This is a genomic window from Bradyrhizobium sp. 613_E4_N2_2 (genome assembly GCF_052075995.1).
Taxonomy (GTDB): Bacteria; Pseudomonadota; Alphaproteobacteria; order Rhizobiales; family Xanthobacteraceae; genus Bradyrhizobium; species Bradyrhizobium barranii.
Map to the genome: position 1 here is coordinate 4,020,272 of NZ_CP197234.1, position 16,837 is coordinate 4,037,108.

General features: G+C 65.4%; 15 protein-coding genes. 6 read left to right on the plus strand and 9 right to left on the minus strand.

The window, feature by feature from the left end; translation table 11 throughout:
- The first annotated feature begins 4 nt into the window (after positions 1–4).
- Both AB7290_RS19175 and lpxB read left to right on the plus strand, forming a co-directional pair.
- Positions 5–862 (plus strand): LpxI family protein, encoded by an 858-nt coding sequence (locus AB7290_RS19175; protein WP_085404739.1) that lies wholly within the window; start codon positions 5–7, stop codon positions 860–862.
- On the plus strand, positions 859–2,040 hold the full coding sequence (gene lpxB, locus AB7290_RS19180; protein WP_085404575.1) for a lipid-A-disaccharide synthase: 1,182 nt from the start codon (positions 859–861) through the stop codon (positions 2,038–2,040). Before AB7290_RS19175 ends, lpxB begins: the two co-directional genes overlap by 4 nt.
- Here lpxB and AB7290_RS19185 read toward each other — a convergent pair.
- From AB7290_RS19185 to gltX, 9 genes are all read right to left on the minus strand, one after another.
- Positions 2,037–2,804 (minus strand): SDR family NAD(P)-dependent oxidoreductase, encoded by a 768-nt coding sequence (locus AB7290_RS19185; protein WP_085404576.1) that lies wholly within the window; start codon positions 2,802–2,804, stop codon positions 2,037–2,039. The two genes, lpxB and AB7290_RS19185, sit on opposite strands and share 4 nt — an antisense overlap.
- Positions 2,801–3,910 (minus strand): ABC transporter ATP-binding protein, encoded by a 1,110-nt coding sequence (locus AB7290_RS19190; protein ID WP_085404577.1) that lies wholly within the window; start codon positions 3,908–3,910, stop codon positions 2,801–2,803. Before AB7290_RS19190 ends, AB7290_RS19185 begins: the two co-directional genes overlap by 4 nt.
- A gap of 10 nt (positions 3,911–3,920) precedes the next feature.
- On the minus strand, positions 3,921–4,778 hold the full coding sequence (locus AB7290_RS19195; RefSeq protein ID WP_085404740.1) for a carbohydrate ABC transporter permease: 858 nt from the start codon (positions 4,776–4,778) through the stop codon (positions 3,921–3,923).
- Positions 4,771–5,700: a carbohydrate ABC transporter permease gene (locus AB7290_RS19200; protein WP_085404578.1), complete on the minus strand. Its 930-nt coding sequence runs from the start codon at positions 5,698–5,700 to the stop codon at positions 4,771–4,773. Before AB7290_RS19200 ends, AB7290_RS19195 begins: the two co-directional genes overlap by 8 nt.
- On the minus strand, positions 5,697–6,983 hold the full coding sequence (locus AB7290_RS19205; protein WP_085404579.1) for an ABC transporter substrate-binding protein: 1,287 nt from the start codon (positions 6,981–6,983) through the stop codon (positions 5,697–5,699). The genes AB7290_RS19200 and AB7290_RS19205 overlap by 4 nt, the downstream gene beginning before the upstream one ends.
- Before the next feature lie 58 nt (positions 6,984–7,041).
- Positions 7,042–8,220, minus strand: coding sequence for an ROK family transcriptional regulator (locus AB7290_RS19210; protein ID WP_201266260.1), 1,179 nt, complete (start codon positions 8,218–8,220; stop codon positions 7,042–7,044).
- 123 nt (positions 8,221–8,343) lie between these two features.
- Positions 8,344–8,793, minus strand: a complete 450-nt coding sequence (locus tag AB7290_RS19215) for a GFA family protein (RefSeq protein ID WP_354116179.1) — start codon at positions 8,791–8,793, stop codon at positions 8,344–8,346.
- Positions 8,794–8,915: 122 nt separating this feature from the next.
- Positions 8,916–10,220, minus strand: coding sequence for a citrate synthase (gltA, locus tag AB7290_RS19220; protein WP_071913479.1), 1,305 nt, complete (start codon positions 10,218–10,220; stop codon positions 8,916–8,918).
- A 169-nt stretch (positions 10,221–10,389) separates the two neighbouring features.
- Positions 10,390–11,817, minus strand: coding sequence for a glutamate--tRNA ligase (gltX, locus tag AB7290_RS19225; protein WP_085404580.1), 1,428 nt, complete (start codon positions 11,815–11,817; stop codon positions 10,390–10,392).
- Between the two features lie 143 nt (positions 11,818–11,960).
- Between gltX and AB7290_RS19230 the strand changes: the two genes are divergently transcribed.
- The 4 genes from AB7290_RS19230 (at position 11,961) to AB7290_RS19245 (ending at position 16,834) form a co-directional block, all read left to right on the plus strand.
- Entirely contained in the window at positions 11,961–13,637 is a 1,677-nt protein-coding gene (locus AB7290_RS19230) for a glutamine--tRNA ligase/YqeY domain fusion protein (protein WP_085404581.1), read from the plus strand.
- Between the two features lie 13 nt (positions 13,638–13,650).
- Positions 13,651–14,037: a YybH family protein gene (locus tag AB7290_RS19235; protein ID WP_085404582.1), complete on the plus strand. Its 387-nt coding sequence runs from the start codon at positions 13,651–13,653 to the stop codon at positions 14,035–14,037.
- A gap of 179 nt (positions 14,038–14,216) precedes the next feature.
- Positions 14,217–14,450 (plus strand): DUF2171 domain-containing protein, encoded by a 234-nt coding sequence (locus AB7290_RS19240; protein ID WP_028149639.1) that lies wholly within the window; start codon positions 14,217–14,219, stop codon positions 14,448–14,450.
- Between the two features lie 95 nt (positions 14,451–14,545).
- The gene (locus tag AB7290_RS19245) at positions 14,546–16,834 is read left to right on the plus strand and encodes a ComEC/Rec2 family competence protein (RefSeq protein WP_085404583.1); all 2,289 of its coding nucleotides are present in this window, start codon (positions 14,546–14,548) and stop codon (positions 16,832–16,834) included.
- Positions 16,835–16,837: the final 3 nt, after the last annotated feature.

Consider the following 16,837-nt stretch of genomic DNA (forward strand, 5'->3'; position numbering starts at 1 on the left):
GGGCATGACATCGGCGGCTTCGGAGATTTCGTCACCGGTCGGCGTCGTCGCCGGCGGCGGTGCCATGCCGTTCGCGGTCGCCGATTCGCTTGCCGCGCGCGGCATCACGCCGGTGCTGTTCCCGCTGCGTGGCGCCTGCGATCCGACGCGGGTGGAGCAATTCCGCCATCGCTGGATCTCGGTCGGCCAGCTCGGCCGCGCGATGCGGCTGTTCCGCGAAGAGGGCTGCCGCGATCTGATCTTCATCGGCACATTGGTGCGGCCCGCGCTGTCCGAAATAAGGTTCGACGTCACGACACTGCGCCTGCTCGGCAACGTCATCCGCGCCTTCCGCGGCGGCGACGATCATCTGTTGTCCGGGGTCGGGCGCATTCTCGAGCAAGGCGGCTTTCGCATGGTCGGCATCAAGGATGTCGCGCCGGATCTGCTGATGCCCGAGGGCTGCATCAGCCGCGCCTGGCCGAACGACAACAGCAAGGCCGACATCGAGCGCGGCCGCGCGGTGCTGACCGCGCTCGGCCCGTTCGACATCGGCCAGGCCGCGGTCGTGATCGACGGCCATGTAGTGGCGATCGAGGATATCGAGGGCACCGACGCGCTGCTCTCGCGCGTGGCACGCCTGCGCGAGGAAGGTCGCATCCGCGCTGCGACAGGACGCGGGGTGCTGGTGAAGGTGCCGAAGAGCGGGCAGGATTTGCGCTTCGACCTGCCGACGATCGGCCCGCGTACCCTCGAGGGCGTCGCCCGCGCTGGACTGGCCGGCATCGCCGTCGTCGCCGGCAACACCATCGCCGCCGAGCCGCAGGCGATGATCTCGCTCGCCGACGCCAAATATCTCTTCGTCATCGGCCTGACGGCATGATGCAGAGCCGCGATCCCAAGCGGAAGATCTTCCTGATCGCGACGGAGGAATCCGGCGACCGGCTCGGCAGCGCCTTGATGAAAGTGTTGCGCCAGCGGCTCGGCGACGGCGTGCAGTTTGTGGGCGTCGGCGGCCGGACCATGGCGCGTGAGGGGCTCGAGACGCTGTTTCCGATCGAGGAGCTGTCGATCGTCGGCTTCGCCGGGGTCGTCCAGCAGTTGCCGAAGATTTTGCGGCTGATCCGCCAGACCGCGGATGCCGTGACTGCGGCCGCACCCGACGCGCTCGTCATCATCGACAGTCCCGATTTCACCCATCGCGTCGCCCGCCGCGTGCGCGCGAAGACGCCGGAGATCCCGATTGTCGACTACGTGGCGCCGCAGCTCTGGGCCTGGCGACCCGGGCGGGCGCGCACCATGCGCCGCTATGTCGATCACGTGCTCGGCCTGCTGCCGTTCGAGCCGGAGGAATACCGCAAGCTGGGCGGACCGCCCTGCAGCTATGTCGGCCATCCCCTGATCGAGCAATTGCCGTCGCTGCGGCCAAATGCGGAGGAGCAGCGGCGCCGCGATGCCGAGCCGCCGGTTCTGCTGGTGCTGCCCGGCAGCCGCCGCAGCGAGATCAGGCACCATCTCGACGTGTTTGGCGCGACGCTCGGACGGCTCCAGGCCGAAGGCCGCGCCTTCGAACTGAAGCTGCCGACCATGCCGCATCTCGAAGCCACCATCCGCGAAGGCATCGCGAGCTGGCCGGTCAAGCCGCAAATCGTGGTCGGCGAGACCGAGAGGCGTGCCGCATTCCGAACCGCGCGCGCGGCGCTGGCCAAATCCGGCACCGTGACGCTGGAGCTCGCGCTGTCCGGCATTCCGATGGTGACGGCCTATCGTGTCGGCGCGATCGAAGCCTTCATCCTGCGCCGCGCGATCCGCGTCTCCTCGGTGATCCTCGCCAATCTCGTGATCGGCGAGGATGTCGTTCCGGAGTTCTTGCAGGAGGACTGCGTACCGGAGAAGCTGGCGCCGGCACTGTCCGAACTGCTCACGGACACGCCGCTGCGCAAACGACAGGTCAACGCCTTCGCTCGGCTCGACACCATCATGTCCACCGGCAACAAGTCGCCGAGCGTGCTCGCCGCCGACATCGTGCTCGCGACGATGCGCAAGGGGCGGCGGAGCTAGGCGAGGCCGCCGTCGACCCGAAAACACTGGCTGGTGATACGCTGGCTCTCGTCCGATGCGAGAAACAGCGCCATGCTGGCGATGTCCTCGGGCGTCACCGCATCGGGAACCGCCTGGCGGGTGCGCAGCTCGGAGATCTTCTGCTCGTCCGGAAACCAGAGCCGGCGCTGGCGCTCGGTGATCACCATGCCGGGCGCGATCGCGTTGACGCGAATGCGGTCGGGGCCGACTGACCTGGCCAGCGAATTGGTGAAGCCGACGATCGCCGCCTTCGCCGCGGCATAGACCGGCAGCGCCGGCGCACCGCGGATCCACGCCACCGACGACATGTTGATGATCGAGCCGCCGCCGCGCGCCTGCATCTGCGGCACCACCGCCTGGGCCGCAAAGAAGACGTGCTTGAGATTGACGCCGATCGTCCAGTCGAATTCGGCCGGCGTCACCTCGGCCAGCACCTGACGCTGGTCGTTGGCGGCATTGTTGACGAGGACTGCTGCATCGCCGAGCGATCCGTGCACCCGCGCCATGGCCGCGCGCAAGGCGTCGATGTCGAGGAGGTCGCAGGGCACAAACAGGGGCGTTGAGCCGGATCTGGCCGCGACGTCCCGCACCAGCGCTTCGCCGGCGCTCGCCTCGATGTCGAGGAAGGCGACACGGGCGCCCTGGGTCGCGAAGGCGCGCACGAAGGCGGCACCGATGCCGCTGGCGCCACCTGTGATCAACACCACGCGGCCGGCAAGGCTGGGATAGATGGTCCGGGTCATGCGATCAGCCGCTCCGTCTCTGGGTCAAACAGGCAAATGCGCCGCGTGTCGAGCGCGAAGGTGGCGGTCGCGCCGGGCGCGGGACGGATATCCGGCGTGATGCGCGCCAGCGCAGTCTCGCCGCCGAGACGCAGCAGCACGATTGTCTCGGCGCCGGTCGGCTCGATCATCTCGACCGGCGCGTCGACGAGGACGGGTGCCTCGCCGGAAAAGACGCGGCTGGCCTCGGCGATGCATTCCGGCCTGATCCCGACGACCACCTCGCGGCCGACATAAGATGCTGCCGCGTCGTGTCCATGCAGGCGCAGACGAACCTCGTCCGGTCGCCCCGCGCCGATCACGGCCACAGGTCCGCCGCTATCGGCCTCGAGCCGCCCCGGCATGGTGTTCATCGGCGGCGAACCCATGAAGCGGGCGACGAACAGATTGGCCGGATAACGGTACACGGTGTCCGGATCGGCGAACTGCTGCACCACGCCCCGATGCATCACGGCGATGCGCGTTGCCATCGTCATCGCTTCGATCTGGTCGTGGGTGACATAGATGATGGTGGCGCCGATACGCTGGTGCAGGCGCTTGATCTCCATCCGCATCTCGACGCGCAGCTTCGCATCGAGGTTGGAGAGCGGCTCGTCGAACAGGAAGAGCAGGGGATCGCGCACCAGCGCCCGTCCCATCGCCACGCGCTGGCGCTGGCCGCCGGACAATTGCGACGGCTTGCGGCCGAGCAGGGGCTCGATCTGAAGGAGGCGAGCCACATTCGCCAGCGCCTTCTCCTGCTCGGCCTTCGGAACGTGACGGCATTCCATGCCGAAGGTGATGTTCTGGCGCACCGTCATCGACGGATAGAGCGCGTAGGATTGGAACACCATGGCGATGTCGCGATCCTTGGGCGGGACGTCGTTGACGACGCGTCCGCCGATCTCGATCGTTCCGTCACTCGGACGATCGAGCCCGGCGACGATGTTGAGCAGGGTGGACTTGCCACAGCCGGATGGCCCGACCAGCACGGTGAACTCGCCGCTCTCGATGTCGAGGTTGATGCCCTTCAGCACCTCCAGATTGGCGTAGCGCTTGGACAGGGTGCGAATGCTCAGTGCTGCCATGACGACCCCATCATTTCACTGCGCCGGCGGTCAGGCCGCGCACGAAGTACCGTCCGCCGAGGAGATAGATCAACAAAGTGGGTAGCGCCGCGATGATCACCGCGGCGCTCTGCACGCCATGCTGCGGAATGTCCGCAATTGCGGCAGAGAGCGCGATGAGCGCGGCCGTGACGGGCTGCTGCTGGCCGGTGGTGAATGTCACGCCATAGAGGAACTCGTTCCAGATATGCGTGAACTGCCAGATCACGGTGACGATCAGGATAGGAGCTGAGAGCGGCAGGATGATACGCCAGAAAATACGAAAGAACCCGGCGCCATCGATGCGTGCGGCCCTGATCAATTCATGGGGGATGGCGACATAGTAGTTTCGGCAGAACAGCGTGGTGAAGGAGAGCCCCTGGATCGTGTGGATCAGCACGAGGCCCGTCAGCGTGTTGATGAGACCGGTGTCCCGCAGCACGATGGTCCAGGGAAGCAGGCGCATCTGCTGGGGAAGGAAGAGGCCGAGGGTCACGATACCGTAGATCCAGCTATCGCCGCGAAAGCGCCAGAGCGACACGGCGTAACCGGCGACGGCGCCGAGCAAGGTCGAGAAAATTGTCGCCGGGATGGTGACGAGCGCGGAGTTCAGCATGTACGGCCGGATGCCGGCGCAGGTCTCGGCGACGCAGAAACCGCTCCAGGCCTTGGCGTAGTTGCTCCAGGCCAAATGTTGCGGCCAGCCGATCATCGAACCCTGCGCGATCTCCTCGTTGGTGCGGAGAGAGTTCAGGACAACAACAACGAGTGGCGCCAGATAGGCCGCAGCGAACAATGTCACGACGAGATAGATCAGAATTCGGCTCGGTGCGAAGCTGCAGTCACGCATGGGTGGCCTGCCTTCGCTGGACATAACGCCACGCCGCATAGGGTAGCAGCACCGCAAGCAGAATGAGCAGCATGAGCACCGCCGCCGCGGCGCCCCGGCCGAGCTGGCTGCGCTGGAACATGAGGTCGTAGACGACAAGGGCCGGCAGCTGGGTCGCGATTCCCGGCCCGCCATTGGTGAGCGCACGGACGAGGTCGAAGGCCGAGATCGCGAACTGCAACTGGACGACGACGACGGTGATGGTGATCGGCCAGAGCGTCGGCAGAATGACCCGCCAATAGGTTCGGATCGGTCCGGCGCCGTCGATCTGGGCGGCCTTGATGATGTCGGAATCGACGGAGCGAAGGCCGGCGAGGAAGAGCGCCATGGCGAAGCCCGACGATTGCCAGATCGCGGCAATCACGATTGTCCAGATCGCCATGTCGCGGTCGATCAGCCAGTCGAACCGGAAGGAGGTCCAGCCGAGGTCATGGACGAGCTTCTGGATCCCGATGCCGGGATTGAGTAGCCAGCTCCAGACCGTGCCGGTGACGACGAACGACACCGCAAGCGGATACAGGAAGATGGATCGCAGCACATTCTCGCCGCGAATGCGCTGATCGAGCAGGATCGCAAGCATAAGGCCGGTGATCAAGCTCAGCAGCACGAAAGCACTGCCGAACAGCAGCAGATTGTCGAAAGCGATCTGCCAGTTCCGGGACGCCAGGACGGAATTGTAGTTGCGCAAGCCGACCCACCCCGACACCGGAATAAGGGTGGATGGCGTGAACGAAATCCAGATCGTCCAGATCGAAAACGTAATGAGATGCGCTGCGGATAGAAGCAGCGGCACCCAGATCATCAGATATTCAGGCAGCCGGCGCACCGTTTCAGCGGTCGCCGACCGGCCCGGTCGCGTTGCTGTCGAGACGGCGTCGGTCAACGCGCGCCCTCGACGGCCTCGGCGAGGCGGGTAACGGCCTCCTCCGGCTTGATCGTCTTGTTCTTCGCGTACTCCGTGAACACGTCGATCATCGCAGCCGTCAGGCCGTTTTCCTGCGCCATGTTGTGCGCGAGGCTCAGCACGGCCTGATTGTTGGCGACGGCATTCTTCAATGCGGCCGCGGTCGTCCGTTGACCATCCGACCAGCCTTCACCGGTCAGATCGACGTCGGTGCGCACGGGGATCGATCCCGTGATCTGCGAGTACATGGTCTGGATCGCCGGATCCATGACGAGCTGGGCCATCAACATCTGGCCGGCCTGCAGATCGGCCTCCTTGCGCTGCCAGAAGATGAAGGCATCGGCATTCAACAGGAACACCGGCTTGCCATTATCGCTGGGGCCTGGCGCGATGATGAAGTCGTCGAGCTTGAAGCCGGCGTTCTTCAACACGCCCTGTGCCCATCCGCCCATGATGAGCATGCCCATGTCGCCGTCGATGAAGCGCTTCAAATTGACGGCATAAGGTTGGGCGCCGACATTGGGGTCCATCCACTCGGTGAGCTTGCGCATCTGTGCGAAGGCGGCTTTCATCTCGGGACCCTCTAGGGCCTTCTTGTCGAGATTCATGCAGGCGGCGCGGTATGCCGTCGGGCTGATGCCGGCGAGGGACGCCTCGAATTTTTGACCATCGTCGGCCCGGGTGCCGCCGTTAGCGAAGGGATAGGTCACGCCGGCCGCCTTCATCTTCTCGGCGAGCGCATTGAAATCGGCCCACGTGACAGGCGGCTTGTCGGCCTTTGCCTTGTCCAGCGCACGCTTGGAGAGGAACAGCATGTTGGTGCTGTAGATCTGCAGCGGCAGCGCGATCCACTTGCCGCCGGGCTTGTGCAATTTTGCGAGGTCCGGCGCGACGACCTTTTCGTAGCCGGCGGCGGCGACCACGGCGTCGAGGTCGACGGTCGGAGCGATCTTCGACCAGGCCGCAATCTCCGGGCCCTTGAGCTGCGAACAGGCCGGCGGATCGCCGGCGATGATCTGGGCGCGCAACTTGTTCATCATCTCGGTGGTGAAGCCGGGGACCGGCGAGTGCTGCCAGACGCCGCCTTTCTCCTCAAATTTCTTGCCGAGCGCGGTGATCGCCGCCCCATCGCTGCCTGCGGACCATTGCGAGATCGCGGTCAGGCGCGGCTTGGCCGCGCCTTGCGCGCGGGCGAATGCCGGTAGTGCGAGTGCGGCCGCGGATCCAGCGAGCAGACGGCGTCTTGTTGTCGTGATCGGCATGGCAGTTCCTCCCGGTGTGAACTTTCTTGGCGCGTTGAGCCACGCGGCTCAGGGCATGTCAGGCGGCCTCCGTCGAAGCCGCGGGCATCCCGCCGCGGCTGGCGAGACAAAAGGCGGCGAAGGCGAGAGCTGCTTGCGGATCGTTGCCGTTCGAGGGTGGCACGAAGGCGAGCGACACCTGCGCCAGTTTCCGCCCGCCGAGAAGGCAGGCGTCGATCCCATCGACCACCGCTTTCCGATCCTCTTCAGAGAGAAGCGACGGCCAGCCGCTGATCGCGACGCCGTTGCATGGCTTTACGTTGAGCGTGTTGCCGATCGAAAGGCCCAGCCGGAACAGGCGCTGGCGCAACTCTTGGCGCATTCGCGACGAGCGCGGGATCGTGCTCACCCACTCGCTGCCGAGCTGGAGCAGTTCGGCCTCAGTTGCGCCGAGGAGCTCGGCGAGGGCCGGAAGCGACGTGTAGGCCTCGACGCAGCCATGGTGACCGCAGCGGCAGCGCGGCCCGTCGGCGTTGAACACCATATGGCCGAGCTCAACCGGCTGCGGGGCATCGGCCTCAAGCGGATCGTCCATCCAGGCGCCGGCAACGCCCTGGCCGACGAAGACGAAGAGATGTGCGCCGCTGAAGGGATAGTCCTGCGTACGGCAGCGGTGAAACGTGGCGTGTGCGACCACCGAGTTGGTGAACTCGACCGGCACGCCGGCAAACATTCCGCCGAGCATGTCGCTGATGCGTTCGACGTCGCAGGGAATGATCGGATTGCCCGCGGCGCTCAGGCGGCCGAGGCCGGGAATGGTGATGCCGATCTGCGCGAGACTGATGCGGCGGCGGCGTGTCCAGTCGCGCAGTAAGGTGAGGGCTTCGCGGAACACCCTGCCGACGGTCTCGACGGTCGGCTTCTTCAGCAACGGAACACGCTCGGTGTAGTGCATTTCGCCCGACATGCCGCCAACGCCCACGCTGAGCCACTGGCCGGTCAGCTCGAGGGCCGCGAGCGCCACGGAGCCATCGAGCGACACGAGGCCCGTCGGACCGCCGACATAGGGGGCAGGGCGCCGCACTTCCTCGATCAGGCCTTCGGCTTTCAGGTCAAACAGGATGCGCGACAGGCTCGCCTCGGACAGGCGCACGGCCTTGGCCAGCGGCGGCCGGAACGAGCCGCCGGACTGGAGCAAGTGAGTCAAAATGGCAGCACGCGTCTGCCGCCGACTTCTCGGCTGCTCCGGCATTTCCATCCCTGTCGTCATTCTTACTTAGTGTAAGAATTTGCGCGCGGAGCGTTTCGACTGTCAAGCGATTGCGGACGCGATGAGTCGACTTGTTGTTGTGCGTGGCAGCAAGATGAGGCGAGGAACCGATCAGGCTTTTGGTGCCGTGCCTTCGGCCCACTCCGGTAATTCGGCCTTCGGGTCATACCAGTTGGCGGAATCCGATCGCCAGATGTGCATTTCGGGCCGTTCTGCGATCGGTGTGTCGAGGCAGCCCATCCGCAGCAGGACCCTGTCCTTGCCCTCGCGCGAAGCGACGATGTGCGAGCCGCATTGCGAGCAGAAATAGCGGGTTTTGCCGGGCGAGGATTCGAAGCCGCGCAGCAAGTCTTCGCCCTTGATCCAGCGGAAGCGGTCGCGCGGCACGTTGGTGACGGTGGAGAAGGCCGATCCGTGCGTCTTGCGGCAGGTCTGGCAATGGCAGTGCATGATGGTGCCCGGGGGCGCGTCGACTTCGTAGGCAACTCCTCCGCAGAGGCAACTTCCGTTCAGCATCGGGTTCTCCGTATCGGTAGGGTGGGCAAAGCGCAGCGTGCCCACCGTTTTTGTCTCGCTCGCGGAGAGGTGGTGGGCACGCTTCGCTTTGCCCACCCTACGGGCCCCAAAAACAAAAACGGCGCCATCGCAGGATGGCGCCGTTTCCAAAAGCCCTAAGGCCGATCTTACTTCCGGTCCTTGATCGCGACGTAGTCGCGGCGGGTGACGCCGGTGTAGAGCTGGCGCGGACGGCCGATCTTCTGCTGCGGGTCCTCAATCATCTCGCTCCACTGGCTGATCCAGCCGACGGTGCGGGCGACCGCGAACAGCACGGTAAACATCGAGACCGGGAAGCCCATCGCCTTCAGCGTGATGCCCGAATAGAAGTCGACGTTCGGGTAGAGCTTGCGGTCGATGAAGTACTGGTCGCTGAGCGCGATCTTCTCGAGCTCGAGCGCCACCTTCAGCATCGGATCGTCGCCATGGCCGGTCTCCTTGAGAACGGCATGACACATCTTCTGCATGATCTTGGCGCGCGGATCGTAGTTCTTGTAGACGCGGTGGCCGAAGCCCATCAGGCGGACTTCGCTGTTCTTGTCCTTCACCTTGGCGATGAATTCCGGAATCTTGTCGACCGAGCCGATCTCGGCGAGCATCGCGAGCGCGGCTTCGTTGGCGCCGCCATGCGCCGGGCCCCAAAGGCAGGCGATGCCGGCGGCGATGCAGGCGAACGGGTTGGCGCCGGAGGAGCCGGCGATGCGCACCGTCGAGGTCGAGGCGTTCTGCTCGTGGTCGGCGTGCAGGATGAAGATCTTGTCCAGCGCGTCAGCGAGCACCGGATTGATCTTGTACTCCTCGCACGGCACGGCGAAGCACATGTGCAGGAAGTTCTCGGCGAACTTCAGCGAGTTCTTCGGATACACGAAGGGCTGGCCGATCGTGTACTTGTAGGCCATGGCCGCCAGCGTCGGGATCTTGGCGATCATGCGCATCGACGCGATCATGCGCTGCTTCGGATCGTTGATGTCGGTGGAGTCGTGGTAGAAAGCGGCGAGCGCGCCGACGGAGGCCACCATCACCGCCATCGGATGGGCGTCGCGGCGGAAGCCCTGGAAGAAGCGGGCCATCTGCTCGTGCACCATCGTGTGATGGATCACGCGGTCGTCGAAATCCTTCTTCTGCGCGGCGGTCGGCAGGTTCCCGTAGAGCAGGAGGTAGCAGGTCTCGAGGAAGTCGCCGTTCTCGGCGAGCTGCTCGATCGGATAGCCGCGGTATTCCAGCACGCCGGCGTCACCGTCGATATAGGTGATCTTGGACTCGCAGCTTGCGGTCGAGGTGAAGCCGGGATCGTAGGTGAACAGCCCGGACTGGGCGTAGAGCTTGCCGATATCGACGACATCAGGCCCGACGCTGCCGCTGTGGATCGGGAGATCGTAGTTCTTGTTTCCGACCGTCAGCGTGGCGGTCTTATTGCTTGCTTTTGCGTCCATCAGAGGTCCCCGATGTGTGGTGAAACGGGCCGGACCCGGAAGGCCCCGATGACTTGGTGGGGCAGGCCGGATATTCCAGAAGGTACGGGTGAGATGGGTATATTATTGCTGTGTGCGCTGCAAGATCGCCGCACGCATGGTCGACTTACGTCGTAGCCTGGTCCTTGGCCTAGTCCTTGGACTGGTCCTTAAGCCGGCCCAGGCTTTCCTGGCGTCCCAGCACGTCCAAAACCTCAAATATACCAGGCGATGTCGACCGTCCCGTCAGCGCAGCCCGCAGCGGCTGGGCGACGGCGCCGAGCTTGAGACTATTTTCCTCGGCAAAGGCGCGCAGCGCGGCCTCCGCATTCGCCGCACTCCACGTCTCGACTTTCTCCAGCGCGGAATGAAGCTGGCCGATCAGCTTGCGGTTCTCGGGCGTCAGCAGCGCTGCCGCCTTGGGATCGAGCTCCAGCGGCCGGTCGGCGAAGATGAAACAGGCGCTGTCGATCAACTCGATCAGCGTCTTGGCGCGCTCCTTCAGGGCCGGCATGGCCTTGAGAAGCTGCGCCCGCGTCGTGTCGTTTAACTTGGCCTTAAGCTCGTTGCGGCTGGGCACGACGTGGTCGAGCACGTCCTCGAACATCTTCACGAGTGATTGATCGTCGGCGTGGCGGATGTAGTGGCCGTTGAGGTTTTCGAGCTTGGCGAAATCGAAGCGGGCGGCGGCGCGGCCGACGCTGGCGAGGTCGAACGCGGCGATCATCTCCTCGGTCGAAAAGATCTCCTGATCGCCATGGCTCCAGCCGAGACGGACGAGGTAATTGCGGAGCGCCGCCGGGAGGTATCCCATGGCGCGGTAGGCATCGACGCCCAGCGCGCCATGGCGCTTGGAGAGCTTCGAGCCGTCCGGGCCATGGATCAGGGGGATGTGGGACATGCTCGGCAGCGCCCAGCCCATGGCGTCGTAGATCTGCTTCTGGCGGGCGGCGTTGATCAGATGGTCGTCGCCGCGGATGACATGGGTGACGCCCATGTCGTGGTCGTCGACCACCACAGCGAGCATGTAGGTCGGATTGCCATCGCCGCGCAGCAGGACGAGATCGTCGAGGTTCTCGTTCTGCCAGACTACACGGCCCTGGACCTGGTCCTCGATCACGGTCTCGCCGGTCTGCGGCGCGCGAAGGCGGATGGTGGGCTTGACGTCGGAAGGCGCCGTTGCCGGGTCACGGTCGCGCCATAGGCCGTCATAGAGGCGGGTGCGGCCCTCGCTGCGCGCCTTCTCGCGCATGGCGGTGAGCTCCTCTGCGGTCGCGTAGCAGCGATAGGCCTTGCCGTCGGCGAGCAGCTGCTCGGCGACCTCGCGGTGGCGGGCGGCGCGGCTGAACTGGTAGATGACGTCGCCATCCCAGCCGAGCTCCAGCCATTTGAGGCCGTCGAGGATGGCGCCGATCGCAGCCTCCGTGGAGCGCTCCCGGTCGGTGTCCTCGATCCGGAGCAGCATCTTGCCGCCGTGCTTTTTCGCATAGAGCCAGTTGAACAGCGCCGTGCGGGCGCCCCCGATATGGAGGAAGCCGGTCGGCGAGGGAGCAAAGCGGGTGACGACGGAATCGGTCATTCTTGGCAGGGCCTATGCATTGGAGGCGGTGGTATATAACAGGACCGGAGCATAACTAAAGCCCGGCAGTGGACCGCTAAGCTCTTGGCTCAGCCAAGCGAATTTGGCAGAAGGGCCGCTGATTTCCCTACAGGATTTTCGTAATGACAGAACCGGTGGCGAACGAGGTTGGGCGCGATTTCATTCGTGACATCATCCAGGCCGACCTCGATCAGGGCAAATACCAGGAGATCGTGACCCGGTTCCCGCCGGAGCCGAACGGCTACCTGCATATCGGGCACGCCAAGTCGATCGCGCTCAATTTCGGCATCGCCCAGGAGTTTCCGGGCCGCTGCCATCTGCGCTTCGACGACACCAACCCGGTCAAGGAAGAGCAGGAATACATCGATTCCATCCAAGCCGACGTGCACTGGCTCGGCTTCGACTGGGGCAAGAACCTGTTCTTCGCCTCGGACTATTTCGACCGCCTGTACGAATGGGCGGAGAAGCTGATCCGCGACGGGCTCGCCTATGTCGACGACCAGACCCAGGAGGAGATTCGCCTCGCGCGCGGCACGCTGACCGAGCCCGGCAAGAACTCGCCGTTCCGCGACCGCAGCGTGGACGAGAATCTCGACCTGTTCCGCCGCATGAAGGCCGGTGAATTCCCGAACGGCGCGCGCGTGCTGCGGGCCAAGATCGACATGTCCGCGGGCAACATCAACCTGCGCGACCCCGTGCTGTACCGCATCCTGCATGCGCACCATCCGCGCACCGGCACCAAGTGGTCGATTTATCCGAGCTACGATTATGCGCACGGCCAGTCGGATGCGATCGAGGGCATCACGCACTCGATCTGCACGCTGGAGTTCGAGGACCATCGGCCGCTCTACGACTGGTTCATCGAAAAGCTGCCGGTGCCGTCCAAGCCGCACCAGTACGAAATGGCGCGGCTCAACCTGACCTACACGCTGCTGTCCAAGCGCGTGCTGACCCAGCTCGTCCGCGACGGTCATGTCGCCGGATGGGACGATCCGCGCATGCCGACTGTAGCGGGGATGCGCCGCCGCGGCGTGCCGCCCGCAGCCTTGCGCGAATTCGTCAAGCGCATCGGCGTTGCCAAGGCCAACAGCGTCGTCGATGTCGGCATGCTGGAGTTCTGCATCCGCGAGGAGCTGAACCGCACGTCGCAGCGGCGCATGGGCGTGCTGCGGCCGCTCAAGGTGGTCATCGAGAACTATCCGGAAGGGCAGACCGAAGAGCTCGAGGCGATCAACCATCCGGACGATCCCTCGGCCGGCACGCGCAAGATCACGTTCGGCCGCGAGCTCTATATCGAGCAGGACGACTTCATGGAGAACCCGCCGAAGAAGTTCTTCCGCCTGTCGCCGGGCAACGAGGTGCGGCTGCGCTACGCCTATTTCGTCAAGTGCACCGGTGTGATCAAGAACGCAGCGGGCGAAGTGGTGGAGCTGCGCTGCACCTACGATCCCGCGACCAAGGGCGGCAACGCGCCCGACGGCCGCAAGGTCAAGGCGACCATGCACTGGCTGCCGGCGGCGACGTCGGTGCCGGCGGAGATCCGCATCTACAACCAGTTGTTCTCCAATCCGAGCCCGGACGCCTCGAACTTCGCGGCCGATCTCAATCCGCAGTCGCTGGAGATCCTCTCCAACGCGCGGATCGAGGCATCGGTTGCGGAAAGCAATTCGACCGAGCCGATGCAGTTCGAGCGTCAGGGCTATTTCGTGCGCGACAAGGACTCGACGCCGGGCAAGCCGGTGTTTTCGCGGACGATAGGCCTGCGCGATACGTTCGCGAAGGAAGTCGCCAAGGGCTGAGGGGATTGGGCCTATGAGCAGTGAAGCCGACGCGATCGTTTCCGCCATCATCGCGAAATGGTGCGCCGGCTTCGCGACGCTCGATGCGGCTGCGCTGTCGTCGCTCTATGCGAAGAACGCGTTCTTCTTCGGCTCGAATCCAAGACTCTATCGGGGCAGGGACGGCGTCGCCGACTACTTCAACGGCCTGCCGCGCTGGCGCCAGCCGAGCGCGGCCTTTTCCGACGTGCAAGCCGCGCAGGCCGGTTCGGACCTGATCAACATGGCCGCGATCGTGTCGTTTGACCTCGCCGGCGAGAGGGCGGAGTTCTCGGTCAAGATGAGCTGGGTCATCCTCCGCGAGGACGGCGACTGGAAGATCGTCAATCACCATGCCTCGTCGCGCGCGCCGTTGATCTAGCTGTCGCGCTACTCCGCCTCTCTCGTCATTCCGGGATGGCCCGAAGGGCCAGGCACGGAATCCATAACCCAGACTTGTGGTTATGGATTCCGGGCTCGCGCCAAGTGGCGCGCCCCGGAATTGCGATAGCAACGAACGCTGCCCCCGCGCGTTGGGGTGGGTCCAACAAGGAACCCACCATGCAGAACATCGCAGAGCATATGGAAGTCATCGGCGCCGATGGCGTCCACATCGGCACGGTCGACAAGGTCGAGGGCCATCGCATCAAGCTGACCAAGAAGGACAGCGGCGAGGGCAGCCACAAGGGCCACCATCACTTCATCGACAAGGGCCTCGTCGCCGGTGTCGAGGGCAACAAGGTTCGGCTCTCGGCCAAGGCGGACGTCGCCGTGACGATGGAAGAGGAAAAGTAGGGGGACCTTCGCTCCGTTCCTGATCCGTACCGCTATTCGCGCAGCCGCACGTTCCGGTAGCCTCCTGGCCTGTCGCGTATCGTAAGGTGCAGGGAATGGCGGAGCCGGGCCGGCCAGTTCGGTCCCAGGGGATTGCGGGGACTTGGATCGCGGGGACTTGGCCCGTCGGCCGAGCTGCCTCCGCGGGCGGCCTCGCGCCGGCAGGGTTCGACCTCTGGACGTCGCTGGCCGAGACCCTGCGCGAATGGGCGCGCGCCGAGGCCGGGCGATTGTTGCCGTGGGTGCCGGTCGCGTTCGGCGGCGGCATCGCGCTCTACTTTGCCGCCGATCATGAACCGGTGCTGTGGGTCGTTGCCGCAACGGCCATCGCGCTCACGCTTGGCGCCGTGCTGTTGCGGCGGAGCCGGTTGTTTGCGCCGGCGATCATGATCGCGGCGGTCGCGGCCGGTTTTGCCACGGCGACCTGGAAGACGGCGCGGATCGCGCACACGGTGCTGGCAAAGCCGCTCTATTCCGTCTCGCTGTCGGGCTTCGTCGAGACCCGCGACATCCGCGAGCGCACCGACCGCTTCGTGCTGCGCGTCACCGCGATGGAGGCGCAGCGCAGCGACGTCAAGCTCGAGCGCGTGCGCCTCTCCGTGCGCAAGGGGACTGCGCCCGAGGTCGGCAGCTTCGTGCAGTTGAAGGCGCGGCTGTTGCCGCCGTTGTCGCCGGTGCGCCCCGGCAGCTATGACTTTTCGCGCGACATGTTCTTCCAGGGCATCGGCGCCTCCGGCTTCGTGATGGGCACGATTGCGGCATCGGCGCCGCCGGATGCCGGCGGCTTGCGGCTGCGTTATGCCGCCTTCATGCAGGGTCTGCGCGATGCGATCGACGCGCGCATCCGCGCCACGCTCGAGGGCGACAATCGGGCGATCGCGACCGCGCTGCTCACGGGCCGGCGCGATGCGATTACCACGCCCGTCAACGACGCCATGTTCATCTCGGGGCTCGGACATGTGCTCTCGATTTCCGGCTATCACATGGCGGTCGTCGCCGGCGTGGTCTTCTTCGCGGTGCGCGCGCTGCTGGCGTTGATCCCTGGAATGGCGGCCGGCTTTGCCATCAAGAAATGGTCGGCGGCCGCCGCGCTGGTCGCAGCCGCGTTCTATCTGCTGCTGTCGGGTGCGGAGGTCGCGACGCAAAGATCGTTCTTCATGACCGCGGTGGTGTTGATCGCGGTCATGGTCGATCGCCGTGCCATCACCTTCCGCACGCTGGCGGTGGCCGCGCTGATCGTGCTCGCGGTCGCACCGGAGGCACTTGTGCATCCGAGTTTTCAAATGTCCTTCGCCGCGACGCTCGGACTGGTGGCACTGGTGCAGATCGGCATGCCAAACCTGTTTGCGTCGCCCGATCATTCCGCGACCGCGCGGATTGCAATGTGGGGCGGACGCGAGATCGCGATGCTGTTCCTGGCCTCGCTGATCGCGGGGCTCGCGACCACGCCCTATGCCGCCTTCCATTTTCACCGCGTCACCCCGTTCGGCGTGCTCGCCAACCTCGGGGCGATGCCGGTGGTCTCGGTCCTGGTGATGCCCGCGGGCCTGTTGGGTTTGATTGCAGCGCCGTTCGGACTTGATGGTCCGTTCTGGTGGCTGATGGGGATCGGCATCGACTGGATGGTTGCGGTGTCGCGCTGGGTGGCCGCTTTGCCGGGCGCGGTCGGCCGCATCTCGGCTTTCGGCATCGCACCGCTGATCGTTGCAAGCTTGGGAATCATCGTGATGGGCTTGTTGCGCACGCCGTTGCGCTGGGCCGGCGCGGTGGTGCTGTTGGCCGCGATCCTCTGGGGACTGTGCGCGCGGCAGCCCGATGTCCTGATCGCCGGTGACGGCCAGAGCGTCGCTGTGCGGGGCAGGGATGGGCACCTGCATCTCATCAGGTCGAGCAAGGACAGTTTTCTTCTGAAGGAATGGCTCGCCGCCGACGCCGATCCGCGCGATGCCGGCAGTGCCTCACTGGCCGCCGGGGTGTCGTGCGACGAGGCCGGCTGCGTGACGCCGCTCGCCGACGGGCGCCTGGTCGCGCTGGCCTTGCGCATCGATTCACTGGCTGACGATTGCAGCCGGGCCGCGCTGGTGGTGACGGCGCGGCCGGCGCCGCCGGATTGCGCAGCGATGGTTGTCGACCGTCAGCGTCTCGCAAGGCAGGGCGCGCTGGCGCTGACGCGAAGCGGCGACGGCTTCGCGGTTCAGGCGGCGAAGGCAAGGGGGGCAGACCGTCCGTGGTCGCCGGCGGCCGCCGGCGAGGCGGATTTCGGCGCGAGCCTTGCGCCGCAGGCGGCGGCTCCCCGCAACCGCGACGCGACGCCATCGGAAGCCGACCTGCAGGCCGAGGATTGAGCG

Bases quoted from the DNA above. Each gene is read 5' to 3' on its own strand.
- AB7290_RS19175 (WP_085404739.1), top strand. From the start codon at position 5: ATGACATCGGCGGCTTCGGAGATTTCGTCACCGGTCGGCGTCGTCGCC.
- lpxB (WP_085404575.1), top strand. From the start codon at position 859: ATGATGCAGAGCCGCGATCCCAAGCGGAAGATCTTCCTGATCGCGACG.
- AB7290_RS19185 (WP_085404576.1), bottom strand. From the start codon at position 2,804: ATGACCCGGACCATCTATCCCAGCCTTGCCGGCCGCGTGGTGTTGATC.
- AB7290_RS19190 (WP_085404577.1), bottom strand. From the start codon at position 3,910: ATGGCAGCACTGAGCATTCGCACCCTGTCCAAGCGCTACGCCAATCTG.
- AB7290_RS19195 (WP_085404740.1), bottom strand. From the start codon at position 4,778: ATGCGTGACTGCAGCTTCGCACCGAGCCGAATTCTGATCTATCTCGTC.
- AB7290_RS19205 (WP_085404579.1), bottom strand. From the start codon at position 6,983: ATGCCGATCACGACAACAAGACGCCGTCTGCTCGCTGGATCCGCGGCC.
- AB7290_RS19210 (WP_201266260.1), bottom strand. From the start codon at position 8,220: ATGGAAATGCCGGAGCAGCCGAGAAGTCGGCGGCAGACGCGTGCTGCC.
- gltA (WP_071913479.1), bottom strand. From the start codon at position 10,220: ATGGACGCAAAAGCAAGCAATAAGACCGCCACGCTGACGGTCGGAAAC.
- gltX (WP_085404580.1), bottom strand. From the start codon at position 11,817: ATGACCGATTCCGTCGTCACCCGCTTTGCTCCCTCGCCGACCGGCTTC.
- AB7290_RS19230 (WP_085404581.1), top strand. From the start codon at position 11,961: ATGACAGAACCGGTGGCGAACGAGGTTGGGCGCGATTTCATTCGTGAC.
- AB7290_RS19235 (WP_085404582.1), top strand. From the start codon at position 13,651: ATGAGCAGTGAAGCCGACGCGATCGTTTCCGCCATCATCGCGAAATGG.
- AB7290_RS19240 (WP_028149639.1), top strand. From the start codon at position 14,217: ATGCAGAACATCGCAGAGCATATGGAAGTCATCGGCGCCGATGGCGTC.
- AB7290_RS19245 (WP_085404583.1), top strand. From the start codon at position 14,546: ATGGCGGAGCCGGGCCGGCCAGTTCGGTCCCAGGGGATTGCGGGGACT.